The organism is Mesorhizobium sp. M1338 (assembly GCF_040318045.1).
Lineage (GTDB): Bacteria > Pseudomonadota > Alphaproteobacteria > Rhizobiales > Rhizobiaceae > Mesorhizobium.
In genome coordinates this window covers 39581-57579 of sequence record NZ_JAMYLL010000016.1, presented here as the reverse complement: position 1 = coordinate 57579, position 17999 = coordinate 39581, and the positions used below count along the sequence as shown (strand labels likewise).

The following is a 17999-nucleotide window of genomic DNA, read 5'->3' as shown; positions in this document are numbered from 1 at the left end:
ATCTGCAGCGCTGAAGGAAGGGCGGGGAGGTTGGAACTGCCAATCTCCCCACTTGCGGGGGAGATGTCCGGCAGGACAGAGGGGGGTGCTGTCCCGCCGACTTCCAAGGAACTGGGAGGCACTGTCCCTCACGCCTGCGCCGCCAGCCAGTCGCGCACCTTGCGGGCGTTGTCGCTGAGCTCGCGGTTCTTTGGCCAGACGACATAGAACGCCTTGCCGGTCCTCAGAACATGATCCGTCACCGTCACCAACAGTCCTGATGCCAGCAGGCGCTCGGCAAGATGCCGCCAGCCGAGAGCGATGCCTTGGCCTTCCATGACGCCCTGGATCACCAGGCCATAGTCGTTGATGCGCAGGCCGCGCGCGGTATCGCTGAGACTGGCGCCGGCCGACAGGAACCATTCGTCCCAGCTTGCCGCCTCGCGATACGGCTCTTCCAGATGGATGAGGCGGTGCGTGGCCAGTTCCGCGACGGATTTGGGCAGGCCGAACTTCGCTGCGTAGCTGGCGCCGGCAACGGGAAATATCTCCTCATCCGCCAGCGGCAGCGAATGATAGTCCGGCCAATCCCGCGGCTCGCCGCCGCGCACGCCGAGCGGGATGCCTTCCGCGATGATGTCGAGGTCGCGATCGGCGGTCTGGATGCGCAGGTCGATGCCCGGCAGCTCGTCGCGGAACTGCTGCAGGCGCGGCATCATCCAGAAGGAACCGAAAGCCGTCGAGGCGGCCAGCGTCACGTGGCCGCCGGTTGCCTGCAGGCGCAGATCCTCCGCCGATTTGCGGATATGCGAGAGGCCGAGCGAGACGTCGGCGTGGAAGCGCTCGCCGGCCTCGGTCAGGATGACCTGACGGTGGCGGCGCTGGAACAGCTTGGCGCCGAGCTGTTCCTCCAGTCCGCGCACCGCGTAGGAGACGGCGGCCTGCGTCATGCCGAGTTCGCGCCCGGCGGCGGTGAAGCTCGACAGACGCCCGGCCGCCTCGAAGACGATCAGGCTGCCGGCGGAAGGCAGGAGGTGGCGCAGGCTTCGCATAAGCTCAGCTTATACAAGAGATCAGGATTTTCCAGCGTCACATCGCCATTTTGTCCCGCTAGGCTGGTGCCAATGAGTGGAATGGAGTTGTCATGAACGCACCGGCCCCTGAAGTGACCGAACACGCCAATCGTCGAAGTGGCGGCCGCCTCGGGCGCAAGGCGCTGCGCGGGGCTCCCGTAACGTCGTTTCCGACCCTGGTTCGCCAGATCCCCGTCTATCAGATGGTTCCGGATGAGGCAGTCGAGCTGATCCACCAAGAGTCACTCTCAATCCTCGAAGAGGTGGGGTGCGAGTTCCGCGACGACGAGGCCATTGCGATCTGGAAGGCCGCCGGGGCAGACGTTTCGGAGACACGTGTGCGCATCGACCGCGCCTTGCTGATGGAGCTGGTCTCGAAGGTCCCGTCGGAGTTCACGCTCAATGCGCGAAATCCGCAGCGTTCGGTGCGCGTGGGCGGCAACAACTCCATCTTCGCGCCGATGTACGGCGCACCCTATGTGCGCGACCTCGACAACAACAGACGCTACGGCACGCTCGCCGACCTGCAGAATTTCCATAAGCTCGCCTACATGGCGCCGGCGCTGCACTCGTCGAGCTCGATCATCTGCGAGCCGATGGAAATCGCGGTGCCGAAGCGTCACCTCCACATCATCCACTCGGCGTTGAAGCACTCCGACAAGCCGTTCATGGGCATCGTCACGTCCAAGGATCGGGCGGAAGACACGATGGCGATGGCGGGCATCGTGTTCGGCGAGGATTATGTCCGCGACAACCCGGTCCTGGTGTCGATCACCAACTGCAATTCGCCGCTTGTGTGGGACGCCACCATGTTGGACGCGATGAAGGTCTATGCGCGGAACAACCAGCCGCTGATCCTCGCGCCCTTCGCGCTGTGCGGCGCCTCGACCTCGGCCTCCGCCGTGGGCGCGGTGGCGCAGGTCAACGCGGAAGCGCTGGCGGGCATCGCGTTCACGCAGCTGCTGCGCCCGGGGTCGCCGCAGATCTATGGACAGTTCATGGTGACGGTGGACATGAAGACCGGCGCCCCGATGGGCGGCACGCCGGAGGCGGCGCAGATGATGTATCTGATGGGAGCCCTGGCGCGGAAGTACCGGCTGCCGTGGCGCACTTCCGGATTCCATGTCGGGTCGAAGCTGAACGACGCCCAGGCGGGCTACGAGGCGAACATGCTGATGCATGCCGCCATCCTTTCTGGCGCCAATTACATCTGGCACTCGGCGGGATGGCTCGAGGCCGGGCTGACCTGCGGCTATTCGAAATTCGCGACCGACTGCGAACAACTGATCGGCTGGTACAAATATGCCGGCGGGCTGCCGTTCGACGATTTCAAGGAAGCGATGGCGGCGATCCGCGAGGTGGGGCCCCAGGGCCATTTCCTCGGCACCCAGCACACGCTCGAACATTTCGAGTCCGCCTTCTTCATGCCCAGCATCATGGACTTCAATTCATTCGAACAGTGGAAGGCCGAAGGGGCGAAGGACCACGACACGCGCGGCCGCGAGAAGGCGCGCAACATGCTGGCGGACTACGAGGAGCCGAAGCTCGACGAAGGCATCGCCGATGGCCTGACAGACTTCATAGCGCGGCGGGAGGAGAAGCTGCCGGACAGCGTCAGTTGAGGTGACCACGAAGATCAGACGGGAACCAGACGGGAGGAAAAAATGACATTCTTCAGAAGCAATGGCGATCGCGTGCCGAGCACTATCGAGGCAATGGCCGCCGAAGCACGCGCGGGTCGTGTCGACCGGCGCGAATTCCTGGCGCTCGCAAGCGCCTTCGGCGCGTCAACGGCGCTTGCCTATGGCATGATCGGCCTTGCCGTGCCCGATCGTGCTTTGGCCGAAGAGCCGAAGAAAGGCGGAACCCTGCGCGTCTCGATGTCGGTGAAGGGGCAGAAGGATCCGCGCACCTACGACTGGGTGGAACTGGCCAACATTTCGCGCTGCTGGCTGGAGCCGCTTGTCCGCTACACCAGGCAATTCACATTCGAGCCTGTTCTGCTGGAAAGCTGGGATATCAACGACGACGCCACCGAATATGTGCTGCATGTGCGCAAGGGCATTACATGGAACAACGGCGATGCTTTCAGCGCCGATGATGTCGTTCAAAATCTGACGCGCTGGTGCGAGAAAAGCGTCGCCGGAAACTCCATGGCCGCACGCGTCGGTGCACTGATCGACGCAAAGACCGGCAAGGCCAGGGATGGCGCGATCACCAAGGTCGATGACAACACGGTCAAGCTGAAACTGAACGAACCCGACATTTCGCTCATCCCGAACTTCACCGACTATCCGGCGCTGGTGGTTCATCGCAACTTCGATGCCGACGGTGCCGATCCGATCAAGAAGCCGATCGGCACCGGGCCGTTCGAACTAGTCTCCTACGATGTCGGCCAGAAGGCGGTCGTCAAGCGCCGTGAGAACGGCAAGTGGTGGGGTGGGGAAGCGCCGCTCGACAGCGTCGAATTCATCGATTACGGCACCGATTTCAATGCTTCGATCAATGCATTCGATTCCGGCGAGATCGACCTCAATTTCGAGACGCCCGCCGACTTCATCGACATCCTCGACAAGATGGGCCTGGTGAAATCGGAGGTTGCGACGGCGACGACGCTCGTTGCCCGCACCAACATCACTCACAAGCCCTATGACGACCAGCGGGTCCGCAACGCCCTGCAAATGGCCGTCGACAACAACGCGGTTCTCGAACTTGGCTATGCCGGGCGAGGCACCCCTGGCGAAAACCACCACGTCGCCCCGATCCATCCGGAATACTATCCGCTGCCCAAGAAGACACGCGACGCCGCCGGCGCCAAGAAGCTGATGGCGGAAGCCGGGCAGGCCGACTTCGAGCATGAACTGATCACCGTCGAGGACGATTGGCAGAAGAACACGGGCGACGCGATCGCCGGCCAGCTGCGCGATGCCGGGATCAAGGTCAAGCGCACGGTGCTGCCGGGTTCGACCTTCTGGAACGACTGGACGAAATATCCCTATTCCATGACGATCTGGTACATGCGCCCGCTCGGCGTTCAGGTGCTGGCGCTCGGCTATCGCACCGGCGAGGCCTGGAATGAAACGGCGTACTCAAATCCCGATTTCGACGCCAAGCTCAAGCAGGCGCTTTCGCTCATCGACGTGGAGAAGCGCAAGGAGGTGATGAAGGATGTCGAGCAGATCCTGCAGGATTCGGGCGTCATCGTTCAGCCGTTCTGGCAGAAGCTCTACAGCCACATGAACAAGAAGGTAAAGAACTACGGTGTCCACCAGACCTTCGAGATGGATCTGCAGAACGTCTGGCTGGATGGTTGAAACAAGCGTTACGGGGCTTCATGAGCCGAAAAAAAGCCGATATGCAGGATGCGTGGTATTGATAGGCTCAAGCCATCAAAAGCCGGAGATTCTGCATGAGACCGACAGTGCTCGTTGCCGCCCTTTCGATAGCCTTGCCGGCGGCCGCCGTCGCCGGACCGGCGTCCAACGCCGTGAAGTTCTTCTATGTTCCCGCAGTCAAGTTCGAGGCCGACGAACAATACCGGGATCGGTTCACCGAGCCGGTGACGAAACTGTTCGACCTGAACGACCAGGCAACGAAAAAGAACCCGGACCAGGTCGCCTGCATCGATTTCGATCCTGGCCTGGACGCCCAGGATTTCGATCAGAAGACCGTCTCGAAAACGCTGAAACTGTCTGAGAAGCTGGATGGCGACAACGCAGAGGTTACAGCGTCCTTCCGCCTTTTCTCCGAGGGCGAGGATTCCAAACGCGAAATGGTCTGGTCGCTCAAGAAGATCGACGGCAAGTGGAAGATATCGGACATCGCCTCGAAGACCAGCGACTGGAAGCTCAGCGCGCTGGAATGCGTGGCCGGCCAGACACCGGAGTGATGCGATGGCCCATCGCCCGATCCTGGCACTGTCGACCATGTGCCTGCTGGCGGTGGGTCTGAGTGGCGCCACCGCGCAAGGCTTGTTGGGTGCGCCGCCGGCAAACGCCCCGGTTGACACCGCGCCGGGCGACAGCGGGCCGCCGCCCGCAAATGCGCCCGGAGCGGCTGTGGAACCAACAACGCCGCCGGTCGGATGGTCGCCAGCCGAGGCAGCGCCGGCAGCACCCGTCCAGCCGGGCTCGCCAACAGCGGTGGTGCGGCCATTTTACGATAAGGTCGGGCTGGAGATCGATCCGGCGCAGCGCAGCCATTTCATCGATCCGGCAAAAACCGTGCTCGACAAGAGCGACGTCTTGCGCAAATCCGGGCAGGGCGAGTGTCTCGACCCCAACATGGCACTGGACAATGCGGACTATGACAAGGCCGAGATCGACAAGAGCCTGAAGACGCTCGAGGCGATCAATGGCGACCAAGCCAAGGTCATCGTCGCCTTCGTCATCGCTGGCAACCCGCACCGGCTGGAGTGGAAGTTCAAGAAGGTCGATGGCGACTGGAAGATCACGGATCTGTTGTCGGTGACCGGTGAATGGGCACTCAGCCAATATCAGTGCGAATGACGAGCGAGCTAGCCGCGCCCGCGATAGGGCGCGACGCCGGTGTCAGGCAGCCAGGCGCCTTCGGGCGGCGCGCCGGTCTGCCAGAACACGTCGATCGGAATGCCGCCGCGCGGATACCAATAGCCGCCTATGCGCAACCACAGCGGCTTGGTTGCCGCCACAATGCGGCGGCCGATCATGACGGTGCAGTCTTCATGGAAGGCGCCATGGTTGCGAAACGAGGTCATGAACAGCTTGAGCGACTTGGATTCCACCAGCAGCGCATCGGGCGCGTAGTCGATGACGATATGGGCGAAATCCGGCTGGCCGGTGACCGGGCACAGCGAGGTGAATTCCGGGCAAGTGAAGCGCACGATCGCCGGCGGCCCGTCGCCGCGCGCAAACGGCACGGTCTCCAGGACCGCTGCTTCTGGGCTCTGTGGCGTCTCGACGTGCGCGCCGAGCTGGGTGAGGGTCTTGGTGTCGATCATAAACGGGTTCCTTATCGCATGTCGCCGGGAAGTGTGGGGACGACATGCTTGAAAACGAATTTTGCCGCTCATTAGCACAATTTAAAACCGCAGGAAGACGATGACCAGCAGCGATCCGCTTCTCCAGCCCTATCAGCTCAAACATCTGACGCTGAAGAACCGGGTCATGTCGACCAGCCACGAGCCGGCCTATTCCGAGGATGGCATGCCGAAAGAGCGCTACCGGCTCTACCATGCCGAAAAGGCCAAGGGCGGCATGGCGCTGACCATGACCGCCGGCTCGGCGATCGTTTCGCGCGACAGTCCGGCGGCCTTCGGCAACCTGCATGTCTATGAGGACAGGATCGTGCCGTGGCTGGCCGAACTCGCCGATGCCTGCCACGAGCACGACTGCAAGGTGATGATCCAGATCACCCATCTCGGCCGCCGCACCGGCTGGAACAAGGCCGACTGGCTGCCGGTGCTCTCGGCTTCGCCCGTGCGCGAACCGGCGCATCGCGCTTTCCCGAAGACCATCGAGGACTGGGACATAGAGCGGATCGTCGCCGATTATGCCTCAGCCGCGCAGCGCTGCCAGGCCGCCGGCCTCGACGGCATCGAGTTCGAAGCCTATGGCCATCTGATCGACGGCTTCTGGTCGCCGGCCACCAACCACCGCGACGACGAGTTCGGCGGTTCGCTCGACAACCGCCTGCGCTTCACCAACATGGTGCTCGACGCCGTGCGTGCGGCGGTCGGCGACAAATTCGTCGTCGGCATCCGCATGGTCGCCGACGAAGATTTTGAAAAAGGCCTGTCGAAGGCGGAAGGCGTCGAGATTGCAAAGCGGCTGGCCGGCTCCGGCAAGGTCGATTTCCTCAACATCATCCGCGGCTCGATCGAGAGTGACGCGGCACTGACCAAGGTTATCCCGGTGACCGGCATGCGCTCGTCGCCGCATCTCGATTTCGCCGGCGAGGTGAGGGCGGCGACAAAATTCCCGACCTTCCATGCGGCGCGCATTTCCGACGTAGCCACCGCGCGGCACGCCATCGCCACCGGCAAACTCGACATGGTCGGCATGACCCGCGCCCACATCGCCGATCCGCACATCATCAAAAAAGTGATGGAGGGCAGGGAGCACGAGATCCGCCCTTGTGTCGGCGCCACCTATTGTCTGGATCGCATCTACGAAGGCGGTGAAGCGCTGTGCGTCCACAATGCGGCGACCGGCCGCGAGGCCGACATCCCGCACATCATCGTCAAGACCGAAGGGCCGAAGCAGAAAGTCGTCGTCGTCGGCGCCGGCGCCGGCGGGCTGGAGGTGGCGCGGGTCGCGGCCGAGAGAGGCCACAAGGTAACGATCCTGGAAGCGTCGAGCCAGGCCGGCGGCCAGGTTCGGCTGGCGACGCAGAACCCGCGCCGCAAGGAATTGATCGGCATCATCGACTGGCGGCTGGCCGAACTCGACCGGCTCGGTGTCGAGATTCGCTACGACACCTGGGCGGAGAAGGACGACGTTCTGGCCCTGTCGCCCGACGTGGTGGTGGTCGCCACCGGCGGCCTGCCGCAAAACCCGCCACTGACGGCTGGCGACAACCTTGTCACCTCGAGTTGGGACATCATGGCCGGCAGCGCCAAGCCGGCCGAAAATGTGCTGCTCTATGACGACAATGGCGGCCATCAGGGCATGGGCGCGGCCGAACTGATCGCCAATGCCGGCTCAAAACTCGAGCTTGTCTCGCCGGAGCGGTTCTTCGCACCGGAAATGGGAGGCATGAACCACGTGCCCTATATGCGCGCCTTCCAGGAAAAGGGCGTCACCATCACCATCAACACGCGGCTGCGCTCGGTACGGCGCGAGGGCAATCAGTTGGTCGCGGAACTGGCCTCGGACTTTGCCGATGGCTGGCGCGGCGAGCGGCGGGTCGACCAGGTGGTGGTCGAGCACGGCACGCTGCCGCTCGACGATCTCTATCTCTCGCTGAAGCCGCTGTCGAAGAACGGCGGCGCGGTGGATTACGAGCGGCTGGTGAGCGGCGGCGACATTTTTCCGGCGCGCAACCCAGAAGCACGCTTCGTGATGTTCCGGATCGGCGACGCGGTCGCCTCGCGCAACATCCATGCCGCCATTTATGACGGCATCAGGTTCGGCTTGCGGATTTGAAATTCGTTATCGCGAGAATTGGTGGCGCGCGGTCGGACCTGCGTACGAGAGCCCGTGTACTTCGGTCCGACCGCGCGCCCGCACGTCATTGGCTCGTCGCCAGACAACGTACGATTCCGTGAAGTTGTGCCGCGCCTCAAACCATCCGCGCGACGGCCATGCACAGCACGGTGATGACCAGTAGACCGCCGGCGATGCGCTCGCCTCTTGTCATTTTCGCGCGCAACCTGGCTTCCGTCGCCGCGTCGGCGCCGGCAAGCTTCCTGGTGGCGGAACCCACCAGCGCGCCCTGTACGCCGGCGGCAATTAGAGCCGTGGCGATGCCCAGCGCCAGCACCTTCTCCATCGGGCCGAAAAGGCCTTCATGGAAGAAATACCAAAGCAGTATGCCGGTGAGGAAAACGAGACCGGCCGCGCCCATTTGGGGCCGGAAGAACCGTTCCGCCCGGATCTCCGGATCGCGGCCGACCGCGATGGTGGTGCCGGCCCAGAACACGCCCGCCATGACATGAAGACCGAGGACGACGATGTAGACATATTGCATGACCGCATTTCCTCTTTTCTGCCCGCCGTTTGCATATAATTAGATATCAAATGATTAGATGTCAATGTATAACCTGTCACTCTGTTCCCTCTACGGAAAACACCGTCTAGTGTCCGACGATGACGCCCTTTGACCGCCCACCAGTCGGCATGAATCTTGGCCGCACAGCCAAACTTGTCGCCCAAGCCTTCGATGCTGCTCTTGTCGAAGCGGGCGGTACGTTGCCGGTCTGGCTCACTCTGCTGTCTGTCAAGTCGAGCAAGCTTGCCAATCAGCGCGAGCTTGCCGGCATGATCGGCATCCAGGGGGCGACGCTGACCCACCATCTCAACGCGATGGAGGCGCAGGGCCTGCTGGTGCGCCGCCGCGATCCCGTCAACCGCCGGGTCCATCTGGTCGAACTGACCGCAGCGGGAGAAGCGATGTTCGAGACGTTGCGCAAGGCCGCATTGTCCTTTGACAAGCGGCTGCGGGTCGGACTGTCCGACGAGCGGCTGGCGGAGTTCGCGCAGGTGCTGGCGGCATTGCGGGCGAATGTCGAAAGCTAGAGCAGGATAGGGCTCAGTCGTCGTAACCCCGGATTGTCCCAAAGGTGTAATGGCGCAGCTTCAGCGCGGTGATCAAGTTGGTCAGCTTCGTCTTGCCGTCGCACAAACAAAGACGCAAAGCGCGTCGCTCGACTCCGCTCAAGCGCCACGCGCTTTGGGCAATGGCTACGCCAGGCTTCCCTGCAGCACCGTCAGCTTGGCCTTCTTCGGCATGCGGGCGGTCAGCCATTCCAGCGCCTTGTCGTGCGGCATCGGGAAGGCGATGGAGTAGCCCTGCACCTGGTCGCAGCCGATCGCCATCAGCGATTCGAGTTCGGCTTCGGTTTCGGCGCCTTCGGCGACGATGGAGATGCCGAGGCCACGGGCAAGCTCGGTGATGGCGCGCACGATCTTCGAGTTGTCGCCATTCTCATGAATGTTCTGGACGAAGCGGCGATCGATCTTCAGCCGGTCGATCTCGTTCGGATTGACATGGCTTAGCGAGGCATAACCGGTACCGAAATCATCGAGTTCCAGATGGACGCCGGCTGCCCGGATGTGGCGCAGCTTGGCGGCGATACCCGTCTTCTCGTCGTCGAGGATGACGGATTCGACGATTTCCAGCGACAGTTTCTGTGGCGGCAGCCCGGCCTTTTCCAGTGTCTCGAACAGAAACGCATCGAAATCGGGCTCGCGCAATTCGGTGCCGGAAACATTGACCGCAAGGCGGCCGAAGGCAATGCCGGCGCGGTTCCATTCGGCGGCTTCCTTGATCGCCTTGGTGATGACGATGCGGCCGATCTCGGGCATGAAGCCGCATTTTTCGGCGACCGGGATAAATTCGCCCGGTGGGATCATGCCGCGCTCGGCATGGTTCCAGCGCACCAGCGCCTCGATGCCGCTGATCGTGCCGTTGGTCAGCGAAACCTGCGGCTGGAAATAGACCTGGAATGCCCGCTCCGCGATGGCGACCTTGATGTCGTGCTCGAGCTGCTTGCGATAGTCGAGCTCGCGGCGCAATTCTTCGGAGAAGAAGGAGAAGTTGCCGCCGCCCAGCTTCTTGGCGGAATAGAGCGCCAGATCGGCATGAACCAGCAGATCCTGAGCATTGTCGGCGTCGATCGGGTAGACGGCGATACCGGCGCTGGCGCCCGGGAGAATGGTCGTGCCCTGGAAGACGATCGGCTCGTTGATATGCGCCAGGATGCGCCGCGCCAGCATGTTGATGTCTTCGGTGCCGCCGGCGCCACCGAGGATCATGACGAACTCGTCGCCGCCCAGGCGTACGCAGAGATCCGAAGCCCGGCAGGAATCGCGCATGCGCTGTGCCGTGACAACCAGTACATAGTCGCCGGCGGCGTGGCCGAGCGTATCGTTGATCTGCTTGAACCGGTCGAGGTCGAGCTGGACGACGGCAAGTCGCTCGCGACGCCTGTGCGTGCCCTTGATCAGCGTATCGAAATGATCGGTCAGAAACGTGCGGTTGTGCAGGCCGGTGAGGCCGTCATGCACCGCGATGAAGGCCATGGAATTGCGCGCGTCGATCAGCTCATGCGTCTTGCGCAGGATAGCGTTCGACATCGGCCTGAAGATGAAAAGCGCCACCAGTACGATGACGCCCAGGGTGGCGTAGAACAGCGTGCGGTGGAGAGCGAGCAGCTTCTCGGAACGCTCGTCGGCATCGGCGCTGATGCGCTGGCCAAGCGCGGCGTAGCCCGACAAGCTCGCATTGGCGACGGAGGCGTCGAGGTTGACGCGCTCGTCGCCACCCTTGTAGCCACCATTGCCGGTGAACTGGGATTCATAGGCCGAGATCAGGCGGTCGCCATTGGCGATCAGCCCGACCGAGAAATAGTCGAGGTGGAAAGGCTTGGCGAAAAGGACGCTCTCGATCGACTTTGGGTCGAGCTTGGCCTGCGATTGCGGATCGGCTCCCGTCTGCTCGAGCAGCAGATCGTAATTCGTCTCGAACTCCGCCGTCGCCTGCTTGAGCGCGCTGACCAGCGCCGGCTGTTTGTCACGCGAAGCAGCGCCCGTTGCGCCGGCCAGGAAGACGATGCGCTGCGAAAGCGTCTTTTGCGTGCTGACGATGTCGAGCAACGTGTTGTTGTGCTGTTGGGTGGCCATCATCTGCTGCAGCAGGATGAAGGAGGCTATCACCATGGCGGCAATGATCAGGAGGGCCAGCCAGTAGCCAGCTTTGATCAGCAGTATGAGTTTGCCTGAAACGGTTTGCGCCGGCTGCTGCGACATTTTCGGGGGCGGTCCTCTCGCCAACGGATTCCTGCTGCGAAGACCAATGGCCTGCAAACATTAACAGGTCTGGAAATCGACAGCCGTCCGGCAAGGGGGAGACGTGGAAAGATCGCGAAATGGTTATCGGCCCGTTTAGCGCCGTGCCGGCATTTGAGCGATCCGCCAGAACCATTTGTAGTAGCGTTGCTTTTGCGACCATCGAGGCCGCATCGGGCCGCTTGCCACCGATCCGGTCGTTTTTGCGATGGATTTTTACCTCGGACGAGACGACAGTCGGCCCACATCAAACGAGGCCCGACCATGACCGCAGCATTCCTCTCTCACATCGACAGCGAGCTCGCGGGGCTCAAATCGGCCGGCCTCTATAAATCCGAGCGCGTGATCTCCTCGACCCAGTCGGCTGAGATCGAGGTCGGTGGGCAGAAAGTGCTCAACTTCTGCGCCAACAACTATCTCGGCCTCGCCGACAGCGCCGACCTGCGTGCGGCGGCCAGCCAGGCGCTCGACCGCTATGGCTATGGCATGGCATCGGTGCGTTTCATCTGCGGCACGCAGGAGGAGCACAAGCAGCTCGAGGCGACGATTTCATCCTTCCTCGGCCTGGAAGACACCATCCTCTATGGCTCCTGCTTCGATGCCAATGGCGGCCTGTTCGAGACGTTGCTCGGTGAAGAGGACGCGATCATTTCCGATGCGCTGAACCACGCTTCGATCATCGACGGCGTGCGGCTGTCGAAGGCCAAACGCTTCCGCTACGCCAACAACGACATGGCCGATCTCGAGGCGCGCCTGAAGGAAGCCGGGGACTGCCGCTTCCGGCTGATCGCCACCGACGGTGTGTTCTCGATGGATGGCATCATCGCCAATCTCAGGGGTGTCTGCGACCTCGCCGACAAATACGACGCCATGGTGATGGTTGACGACAGCCATGCGGTCGGCTTCGTCGGCCAGAACGGCCGCGGCTCGGCCGAGCATTGTGGCGTCGAGGGCAGGGTCGACATCATCACCGGGACGCTCGGCAAAGCGCTTGGCGGTGCATCCGGCGGCTACACATCGGGCAAGAGGCAGGTGGTCGATTGGCTGCGCCAGCGCTCGCGGCCTTATCTCTTCTCCAACACGCTGATGCCGGCGATCGCCGGCGCTTCGATCAAGGCGTTCGACCTGATCCGCAATGGCGATGGCTTGCGCGAGCACCTCTATGCCAATGCGGCGCGGTTCCGGTCGCGGATGGGCAAGCTCGGTTTCACGCTGGCCGGCGCCGACCATCCGATCATTCCAGTGATGCTGGGCGATGCGACGCTGGCGCAGGAGATGGCGGCGCGCATGCTGAAGCGCGGCATCTATGTCATCGGTTTTTCCTTCCCGGTGGTGCCGAAGGGTCAGGCGCGCATCCGCACGCAGATGTCGGCGGCGCATTCCGCCGCGGACATCGACCGCGCGGTTGAGGCATTCGAAGCGGTCGGCAAGGAATTGGGCGTGATTTCCTGAAAGGCCGCAATCGAAAAGCGATTCCGGATCAAGAGATTCAAGGGACAAAAGCATGTCGAACATGATGAAGGCGCTGGTGAAGGCCAAGGCCGAGCCGGGCATCTGGATGGAAGAGGTGCCGGTGCCGGAGATCGGCCCCAACGACGTGCTGATCAAGATCCGCAAAACGGCGATCTGCGGCACCGACGTCCACATCTACAATTGGGACCAGTGGGCGCAGAAGACGGTGCCGGTGCCGATGGTCACCGGTCATGAATTCGTCGGCACGGTTGCCGATTTCGGCGCTGCGGTCACGGAATACAAGATCGGCCAGCGCGTGTCGGGCGAAGGTCATATCGTCTGCGGCCATTGCCGCAACTGCCGCGCCGGGCGAGGGCATCTCTGCCGCAACACGCTCGGTGTCGGCGTCAACCGTCCCGGCGCCTTCGGCGAGTATCTTGCAATCCCGCAGCACAATGTCGTGCCGATCCCCGACGATGTGCCGGACGAGATCGCGGCGATCTTCGATCCCCTAGGCAATGCCGTCCACACCGCACTGTCCTTCGATCTGGTCGGGGAGGATGTGCTGGTCACCGGCGCCGGGCCGATCGGCATCATGGGCGCGCTCGTCGCGCAATGCGTCGGCGCGCGAAAGGTGGTCATCACCGACATCAACCCGGTGCGGCTGGCGCTGGCCAAAAAGCTCGGCGTCCAGCATGTCGTCGACGCCTCGCAGGAAAAGCTGCGCGACGTCATGCCTGCGCTCGGCATGACCGAGGGTTTTGATGTCGGCCTCGAAATGTCGGGCGCCGCACCCGCCTTCCGCGACATGATCGACACCATGAACAATGGCGGCAAGATCGCCATCCTGGGGATTGCGCCCACCGGTTTCGAAATCGACTGGAACAAGGTCATCTTCAAGATGCTGCATCTGAAAGGCATCTACGGCCGCGAGATGTTCGAGACCTGGTACAAGATGATCGCGCTGGTGCAAGGTCCGCTGGATGTCTCCGGCTTGATCACGCACCGCATCGGCATCGACGATTTTCAGGCCGGCTTCGATGCCATGCGCAGCGGCAGTTCGGGCAAGGTGGTGATGGACTGGTAGGTGATTAGAAACGCCGACGGGACAGCACCCCCCTCTGGCCTGCCGACATATCAACAATTCTTTTGGTACCTAGTCTTTCCCCAATGCCGTTTCTAGCGCTGCCAGTCCTTCTATGATCGCCCCACGCTCTTTGACGCTCAATTTCGACAGCAACTCCCGCTCGAACGCCTTCGCCAGCGGCACCATCTCGCGATAGGCGGCGAGGCCTGCCCTGGTCAGCGTCAGATGTTCGAGGCGGCGGTCTTTCTCATCTGGCGTGCGCGTTAGCCAACGCCGCCGTTCAAGCTCAGCCACCGCGCGCGAAACCTTGGTCTTGTGCATGGCCGACTGCTCACCGAGTGCGGACGCCGTCATTGTGCCGTGCTGCCCAAGCCCGGAAAGGGTGCGCCATTCCGGCCGTGTAAGGCCATGGCTGTCCTTGTATATTCGCGAAAATTCGCGGCTGACGGCGTCGGCAAGCCGGTAGAGCCGGTAGGGCAGGAAATTTTCCAGGTTGAGAATTTCAGGCGCGTCGGGCACTTCGCTCTTGATCGCCATTTTTCAAAGCCGCCATTGATGGTTACATTTTCGATGGTTACAAACGAAACCAGTTTCGTCAATTGAGATCCATTCCGGGAGGAAGCGATGGCCTTTTCCTACATGCCGGGCTTCGGCAACGATTTTGAAACCGAGACGCTGCCCGGTTCGCTGCCGCAAGGACGGAACTCGCCGCAGCGGCCGGCCTACGGGCTCTATGCCGAGCAGCTTTCGGGCTCGCCCTTCACCGCCCCGCGCGGCACCAACGAGCGTTCCTGGCTCTATCGCATTCGGCCGAGCGTCAAGCACACCGGCCGCTTCAAACCGGCGAGCTACCCACTGTGGAAGACCGCGCCCAATGTCGGCGATCACGAACTGGCGCTCGGCCAATATCGTTGGAACCCGGTGCCGATGCCGAAGGAGCCGACCGATTTCATCGCCGGCATGCGCAGTATCACCACTGCCGGCGATGTGCTGGGGCAGACCGGCATGGCAGCGCATGTCTACGTCGCCAACCGCTCGATGGTGGACGATCATTTCTTCAACGCCGACGGCGAGTTGCTGATCGTGCCGCAGGTCGGTGCCTTGCGCTTCGTCACCGAGATGGGCGTGATCGAATTGAGGCCCGGCGAGATCGCCGTGCTGCCACGCGGTCTGGTCTTCAAGGTCGAGCTGGTCGACGCCGAAGTGCGCGGCTATGTCTGCGAGAATTACGGCGCCAAGCTTACGCTGCCTGACCGAGGCCCGATTGGCGCCAATTGCCTGGCCAATCCGCGCGATTTCAAGACGCCTTGCGCCTGGTTCGAGGAGAAGGAAATGCCGTGCCGGCTGGTGGTCAAATGGTGCGGCAATTTCCATGTCACCGAGATCGGGCATTCGCCGCTGGATGTCGTCGCCTGGCACGGCAACTACGCGCCCTACAAATATGATCTGGCAACCTTTTCGCCGGTCGGCGCGCTGCTGTTCGATCATCCCGACCCGTCGATCTTCACCGTGCTGACCGCGCCGAGCGGCGAGGAAGGCACCGCCAACATCGACTTCGTCATCTTCCCGCCGCGCTGGCTGGTTGCCGAAGACACGTTCCGGCCGCCCTGGTATCACCGCAACATCATGAGCGAGTTCATGGGTCTGATCCATGGCCAATACGACGCCAAGGAAGAGGGTTTTGTGCCCGGCGGCATCAGTCTGCACAATCTGATGCTGGCCCATGGGCCGGATGCCCCTGGCTTCGAAAAGGCCTCGCGCGCGAATCTGAAACCGGTCAAGCTCGACAACACCATGGCCTTCATGTTCGAGACGCGATTTCCGCAGATGTTGACCCGCTACGGCGCCGAACTGGAAACCCGGCAGGATAATTACATCGACTGCTGGGCGGACCTGAAGAAGCGTTTCAACGGCACGCCAGAGGGCGACTGGTCTTGAGCACCGAGCCAATGCCGGACCAACTGGTGATTTTGGGCTCGAAGGGTGGCCCGGCGCTGCGGCCGGGTGGTCCATGGCCGAGTTCGTCGCTGCTGCAGATCGGCGGCCGCACGGTCGTTGTAGACTGCGGACTTGGCGTGACGCGCGGCCTGGTCGACGCCGGCATCAGCCTGAAGTCGCTTGACCTGATCTTCATCACGCATCTGCATTCCGACCACGTGCTGGAACTAGGGCCGTTGCTCCACACCGCCTGGACGGCGGGTCTGGCAACGCCCGCCGGCGTGTTCGGCCCGCCCGGCACAGGCCACTACTGGCGGCGCTTTTGTCAGGCGATGGAGTTCGACATCGAGATCCGCATCGTCGACGAGGGCCGGCCGGATATTCGCGATCTGGTTTCGATCGTCGAATTCGGCGAGGGCCACGTGGTCGAGCAAGGCGGCGTCGAGGTTTCGGCGCTGCGCGTCGACCATCCGCCGGTGACCGACTGTTTTGCCCTGCGCTTCGAACACGCTGGGAGAAGCGTGGTCTTTTCCGCCGATACGGCCTTTTATCCGCCGCTCGCCGATTTTGCGAGGGTCGCCGATATTCTGGTTCACGAGGCCATGCTGGAACAAGGCATCGAGCGGCTGGTGGCCAGGACCGGCAATGGCGCGCGGCTGAGAGACCATCTGCTCGCCAGCCACAGCTTTGCCGAAGAGGCCGGGCGCATCGCCAGCGATGCCGGCGTGACGAGGCTGGTGCTCAATCACCTCATTCCAGCCGACGATCCGGGGATCGGCGAAGCCGAATGGATCGCCGCTGTCAGGAAAACATGGGCCGGCGACTTGACGATCGCCCGGGACGGCCTTGTTGTGGAGTTAAGCAGCGCCAAAGCTGCACAAGGAGAGGAAACCGCATGAAGCTTGCCACATTGAAGGACGGAACGCGCGACGGAAAACTCGTCGTCGTCTCGCGCGACCTGACACGCTTCACCGACGCCTCATTCCTGGTGCGCACGCTGCAGGCGGCGCTCGACGACTGGCGGCGCATCGCACCGCACCTCACGACAATAGCGGAATCGCTGGAGAACAACGCGGTGCCGGCGGAGCGCTTCCACGAGCATGACGCCCACTCGCCGCTGCCGCGCGCCTATCAATGGGCCGACGGCTCGGCCTATGTGAACCACGTCGAGCTGGTGCGCAAAGCCCGCGGCGCCGAGATGCCGGCGAGCTTCTGGACCGACCCGCTGATCTACCAGGGCGGCTCGGACTCCTTCACTCCGCCACGCGATCCGATCCGGATAGTCGACGAAGCCTTCGGCATCGACATGGAAGGCGAAGTCGCGATCATCGTCGATGATGTGCCGATTGGTGCAAGCCTCGACGAAGCGCGCGCCGCGATCCGGCTGATCATGCTGGTCAACGACGTCACGCTGCGCGCGCTCACCGGACCGGAGTTGGCAAAGGGTTTCGGCTTCTTCCAATCAAAGCCGTCCTCGGCGTTTTCGCCTGTCGCGGTGACGCCGGACGAACTGGGCGACGCATGGGACGGCGGCAAGGTCAGCCTGCCGCTGCTCGCCGATCTCAATGGCGAGCCGTTCGGCCGGGCCAATGCCGGTATCGACATGACCTTCGACTTTCCGGCGCTGATCGTTCACGCGGCAAAGACCAGACCGCTGGTCGCCGGTACTATCATCGGCTCGGGGACCGTCTCCAACAAACTTGACGGCGGGCCGGGCAAACCTGTCTCGGCCGGTGGCGCCGGCTATTCCTGCATCGCCGAACTGCGCATGATCGAGACCATTGTGTCAGGCGAGCCCAGAACGCCGTTCCTGCGCTTCGGCGACACGGTGCGCATCGAGATGAAGGACAGGACGGGTCATTCGATCTTCGGCGCCATCGAGCAGAAGGTCGAGAAATACGAGAGGTGAGGGAATGACGGGGATGCATTCTATCTGCTGGCGGGCATCTGGGCGCTCGCCATTCTGGCCGTTTTCATCCTCGC

General features: G+C 62.6%; 16 protein-coding genes. 11 read left to right on the top strand and 5 right to left on the bottom strand.

The window, feature by feature from the left end; genetic code table 11:
- Nucleotides 1–128 precede the first annotated feature (128 nt).
- The gene (locus NKH19_RS16740; RefSeq protein WP_352869481.1) at nt 129–1031 is read right to left on the bottom strand and encodes a LysR substrate-binding domain-containing protein; all 903 of its coding nucleotides are present in this window, start codon (nt 1029–1031) and stop codon (nt 129–131) included.
- 92 nt (nt 1032–1123) lie between these two features.
- Here NKH19_RS16740 and NKH19_RS16735 point away from each other — a divergent pair, with 92 nt between their 5' ends.
- From NKH19_RS16735 to NKH19_RS16720, 4 genes are all read left to right on the top strand, one after another.
- A complete protein-coding gene (locus NKH19_RS16735; RefSeq protein ID WP_352869482.1) occupies nt 1124–2674 on the top strand; it encodes a trimethylamine methyltransferase family protein in 1551 nt (516 codons plus the stop codon).
- A 42-nt stretch (nt 2675–2716) separates the two neighbouring features.
- On the top strand, nt 2717–4366 hold the full coding sequence (locus NKH19_RS16730) for an ABC transporter substrate-binding protein (RefSeq protein WP_352869483.1): 1650 nt from the start codon (nt 2717–2719) through the stop codon (nt 4364–4366).
- A gap of 95 nt (nt 4367–4461) precedes the next feature.
- Nucleotides 4462–4941, top strand: a complete 480-nt coding sequence (locus tag NKH19_RS16725) for a DUF3828 domain-containing protein (protein ID WP_352869484.1) — start codon at nt 4462–4464, stop codon at nt 4939–4941.
- A 4-nt stretch (nt 4942–4945) separates the two neighbouring features.
- On the top strand, nt 4946–5560 hold the full coding sequence (locus NKH19_RS16720; protein ID WP_352869485.1) for a hypothetical protein: 615 nt from the start codon (nt 4946–4948) through the stop codon (nt 5558–5560).
- Between the two features lie 8 nt (nt 5561–5568).
- Here NKH19_RS16720 and queF read toward each other — a convergent pair whose 3' ends face one another.
- Complete coding sequence (queF, locus tag NKH19_RS16715; protein WP_352869487.1) at nt 5569–6030, bottom strand: preQ(1) synthase; 462 nt, start codon at nt 6028–6030, stop codon at nt 5569–5571.
- A gap of 100 nt (nt 6031–6130) precedes the next feature.
- On the opposite strand from queF, the gene NKH19_RS16710 reads away from it, so the two are divergent.
- The gene (locus NKH19_RS16710) at nt 6131–8176 is read left to right on the top strand and encodes an oxidoreductase (protein ID WP_352882199.1); all 2046 of its coding nucleotides are present in this window, start codon (nt 6131–6133) and stop codon (nt 8174–8176) included.
- Between the two features lie 136 nt (nt 8177–8312).
- Here the strand turns inward: NKH19_RS16710 and NKH19_RS16705 are convergent, their stop codons facing one another.
- A complete protein-coding gene (locus NKH19_RS16705; RefSeq protein WP_352869490.1) occupies nt 8313–8720 on the bottom strand; it encodes a hypothetical protein in 408 nt (135 codons plus the stop codon).
- A gap of 149 nt (nt 8721–8869) precedes the next feature.
- Between NKH19_RS16705 and NKH19_RS16700 the strand changes: the two genes are divergently transcribed.
- Complete coding sequence (locus tag NKH19_RS16700) at nt 8870–9268, top strand: MarR family winged helix-turn-helix transcriptional regulator (RefSeq protein ID WP_352982409.1); 399 nt, start codon at nt 8870–8872, stop codon at nt 9266–9268.
- A gap of 165 nt (nt 9269–9433) precedes the next feature.
- Here NKH19_RS16700 and NKH19_RS16695 read toward each other — a convergent pair whose 3' ends face one another.
- Complete coding sequence (locus tag NKH19_RS16695; protein WP_352869494.1) at nt 9434–11500, bottom strand: putative bifunctional diguanylate cyclase/phosphodiesterase; 2067 nt, start codon at nt 11498–11500, stop codon at nt 9434–9436.
- A 303-nt stretch (nt 11501–11803) separates the two neighbouring features.
- Between NKH19_RS16695 and NKH19_RS16690 the strand changes: the two genes are divergently transcribed.
- Together NKH19_RS16690 and tdh are read left to right on the top strand one after the other, a co-directional pair.
- On the top strand, nt 11804–12991 hold the full coding sequence (locus NKH19_RS16690; protein ID WP_352869496.1) for a glycine C-acetyltransferase: 1188 nt from the start codon (nt 11804–11806) through the stop codon (nt 12989–12991).
- Between the two features lie 52 nt (nt 12992–13043).
- The gene (tdh, locus tag NKH19_RS16685; RefSeq protein WP_352869498.1) at nt 13044–14078 is read left to right on the top strand and encodes an L-threonine 3-dehydrogenase; all 1035 of its coding nucleotides are present in this window, start codon (nt 13044–13046) and stop codon (nt 14076–14078) included.
- Nucleotides 14079–14147: 69 nt separating this feature from the next.
- Here the strand turns inward: tdh and NKH19_RS16680 are convergent, their stop codons facing one another.
- Entirely contained in the window at nt 14148–14615 is a 468-nt protein-coding gene (locus tag NKH19_RS16680; RefSeq protein WP_352869500.1) for a MarR family winged helix-turn-helix transcriptional regulator, read from the bottom strand.
- An 87-nt stretch (nt 14616–14702) separates the two neighbouring features.
- Here NKH19_RS16680 and hmgA point away from each other — a divergent pair, with 87 nt between their 5' ends.
- The 3 genes from hmgA to NKH19_RS16665 are packed head-to-tail and all read left to right on the top strand — an operon-like array spanning nt 14703 to nt 17925.
- Nucleotides 14703–16016 (top strand): homogentisate 1,2-dioxygenase, encoded by a 1314-nt coding sequence (gene hmgA / locus NKH19_RS16675; RefSeq protein ID WP_352869502.1) that lies wholly within the window; start codon nt 14703–14705, stop codon nt 16014–16016.
- A gap of 11 nt (nt 16017–16027) precedes the next feature.
- Nucleotides 16028–16915, top strand: a complete 888-nt coding sequence (locus NKH19_RS16670; RefSeq protein ID WP_352869556.1) for an MBL fold metallo-hydrolase — start codon at nt 16028–16030, stop codon at nt 16913–16915.
- Entirely contained in the window at nt 16912–17925 is a 1014-nt protein-coding gene (locus tag NKH19_RS16665; protein ID WP_352869504.1) for a fumarylacetoacetate hydrolase family protein, read from the top strand. The genes NKH19_RS16670 and NKH19_RS16665 overlap by 4 nt, the downstream gene beginning before the upstream one ends.
- Nucleotides 17926–17999: the final 74 nt, after the last annotated feature.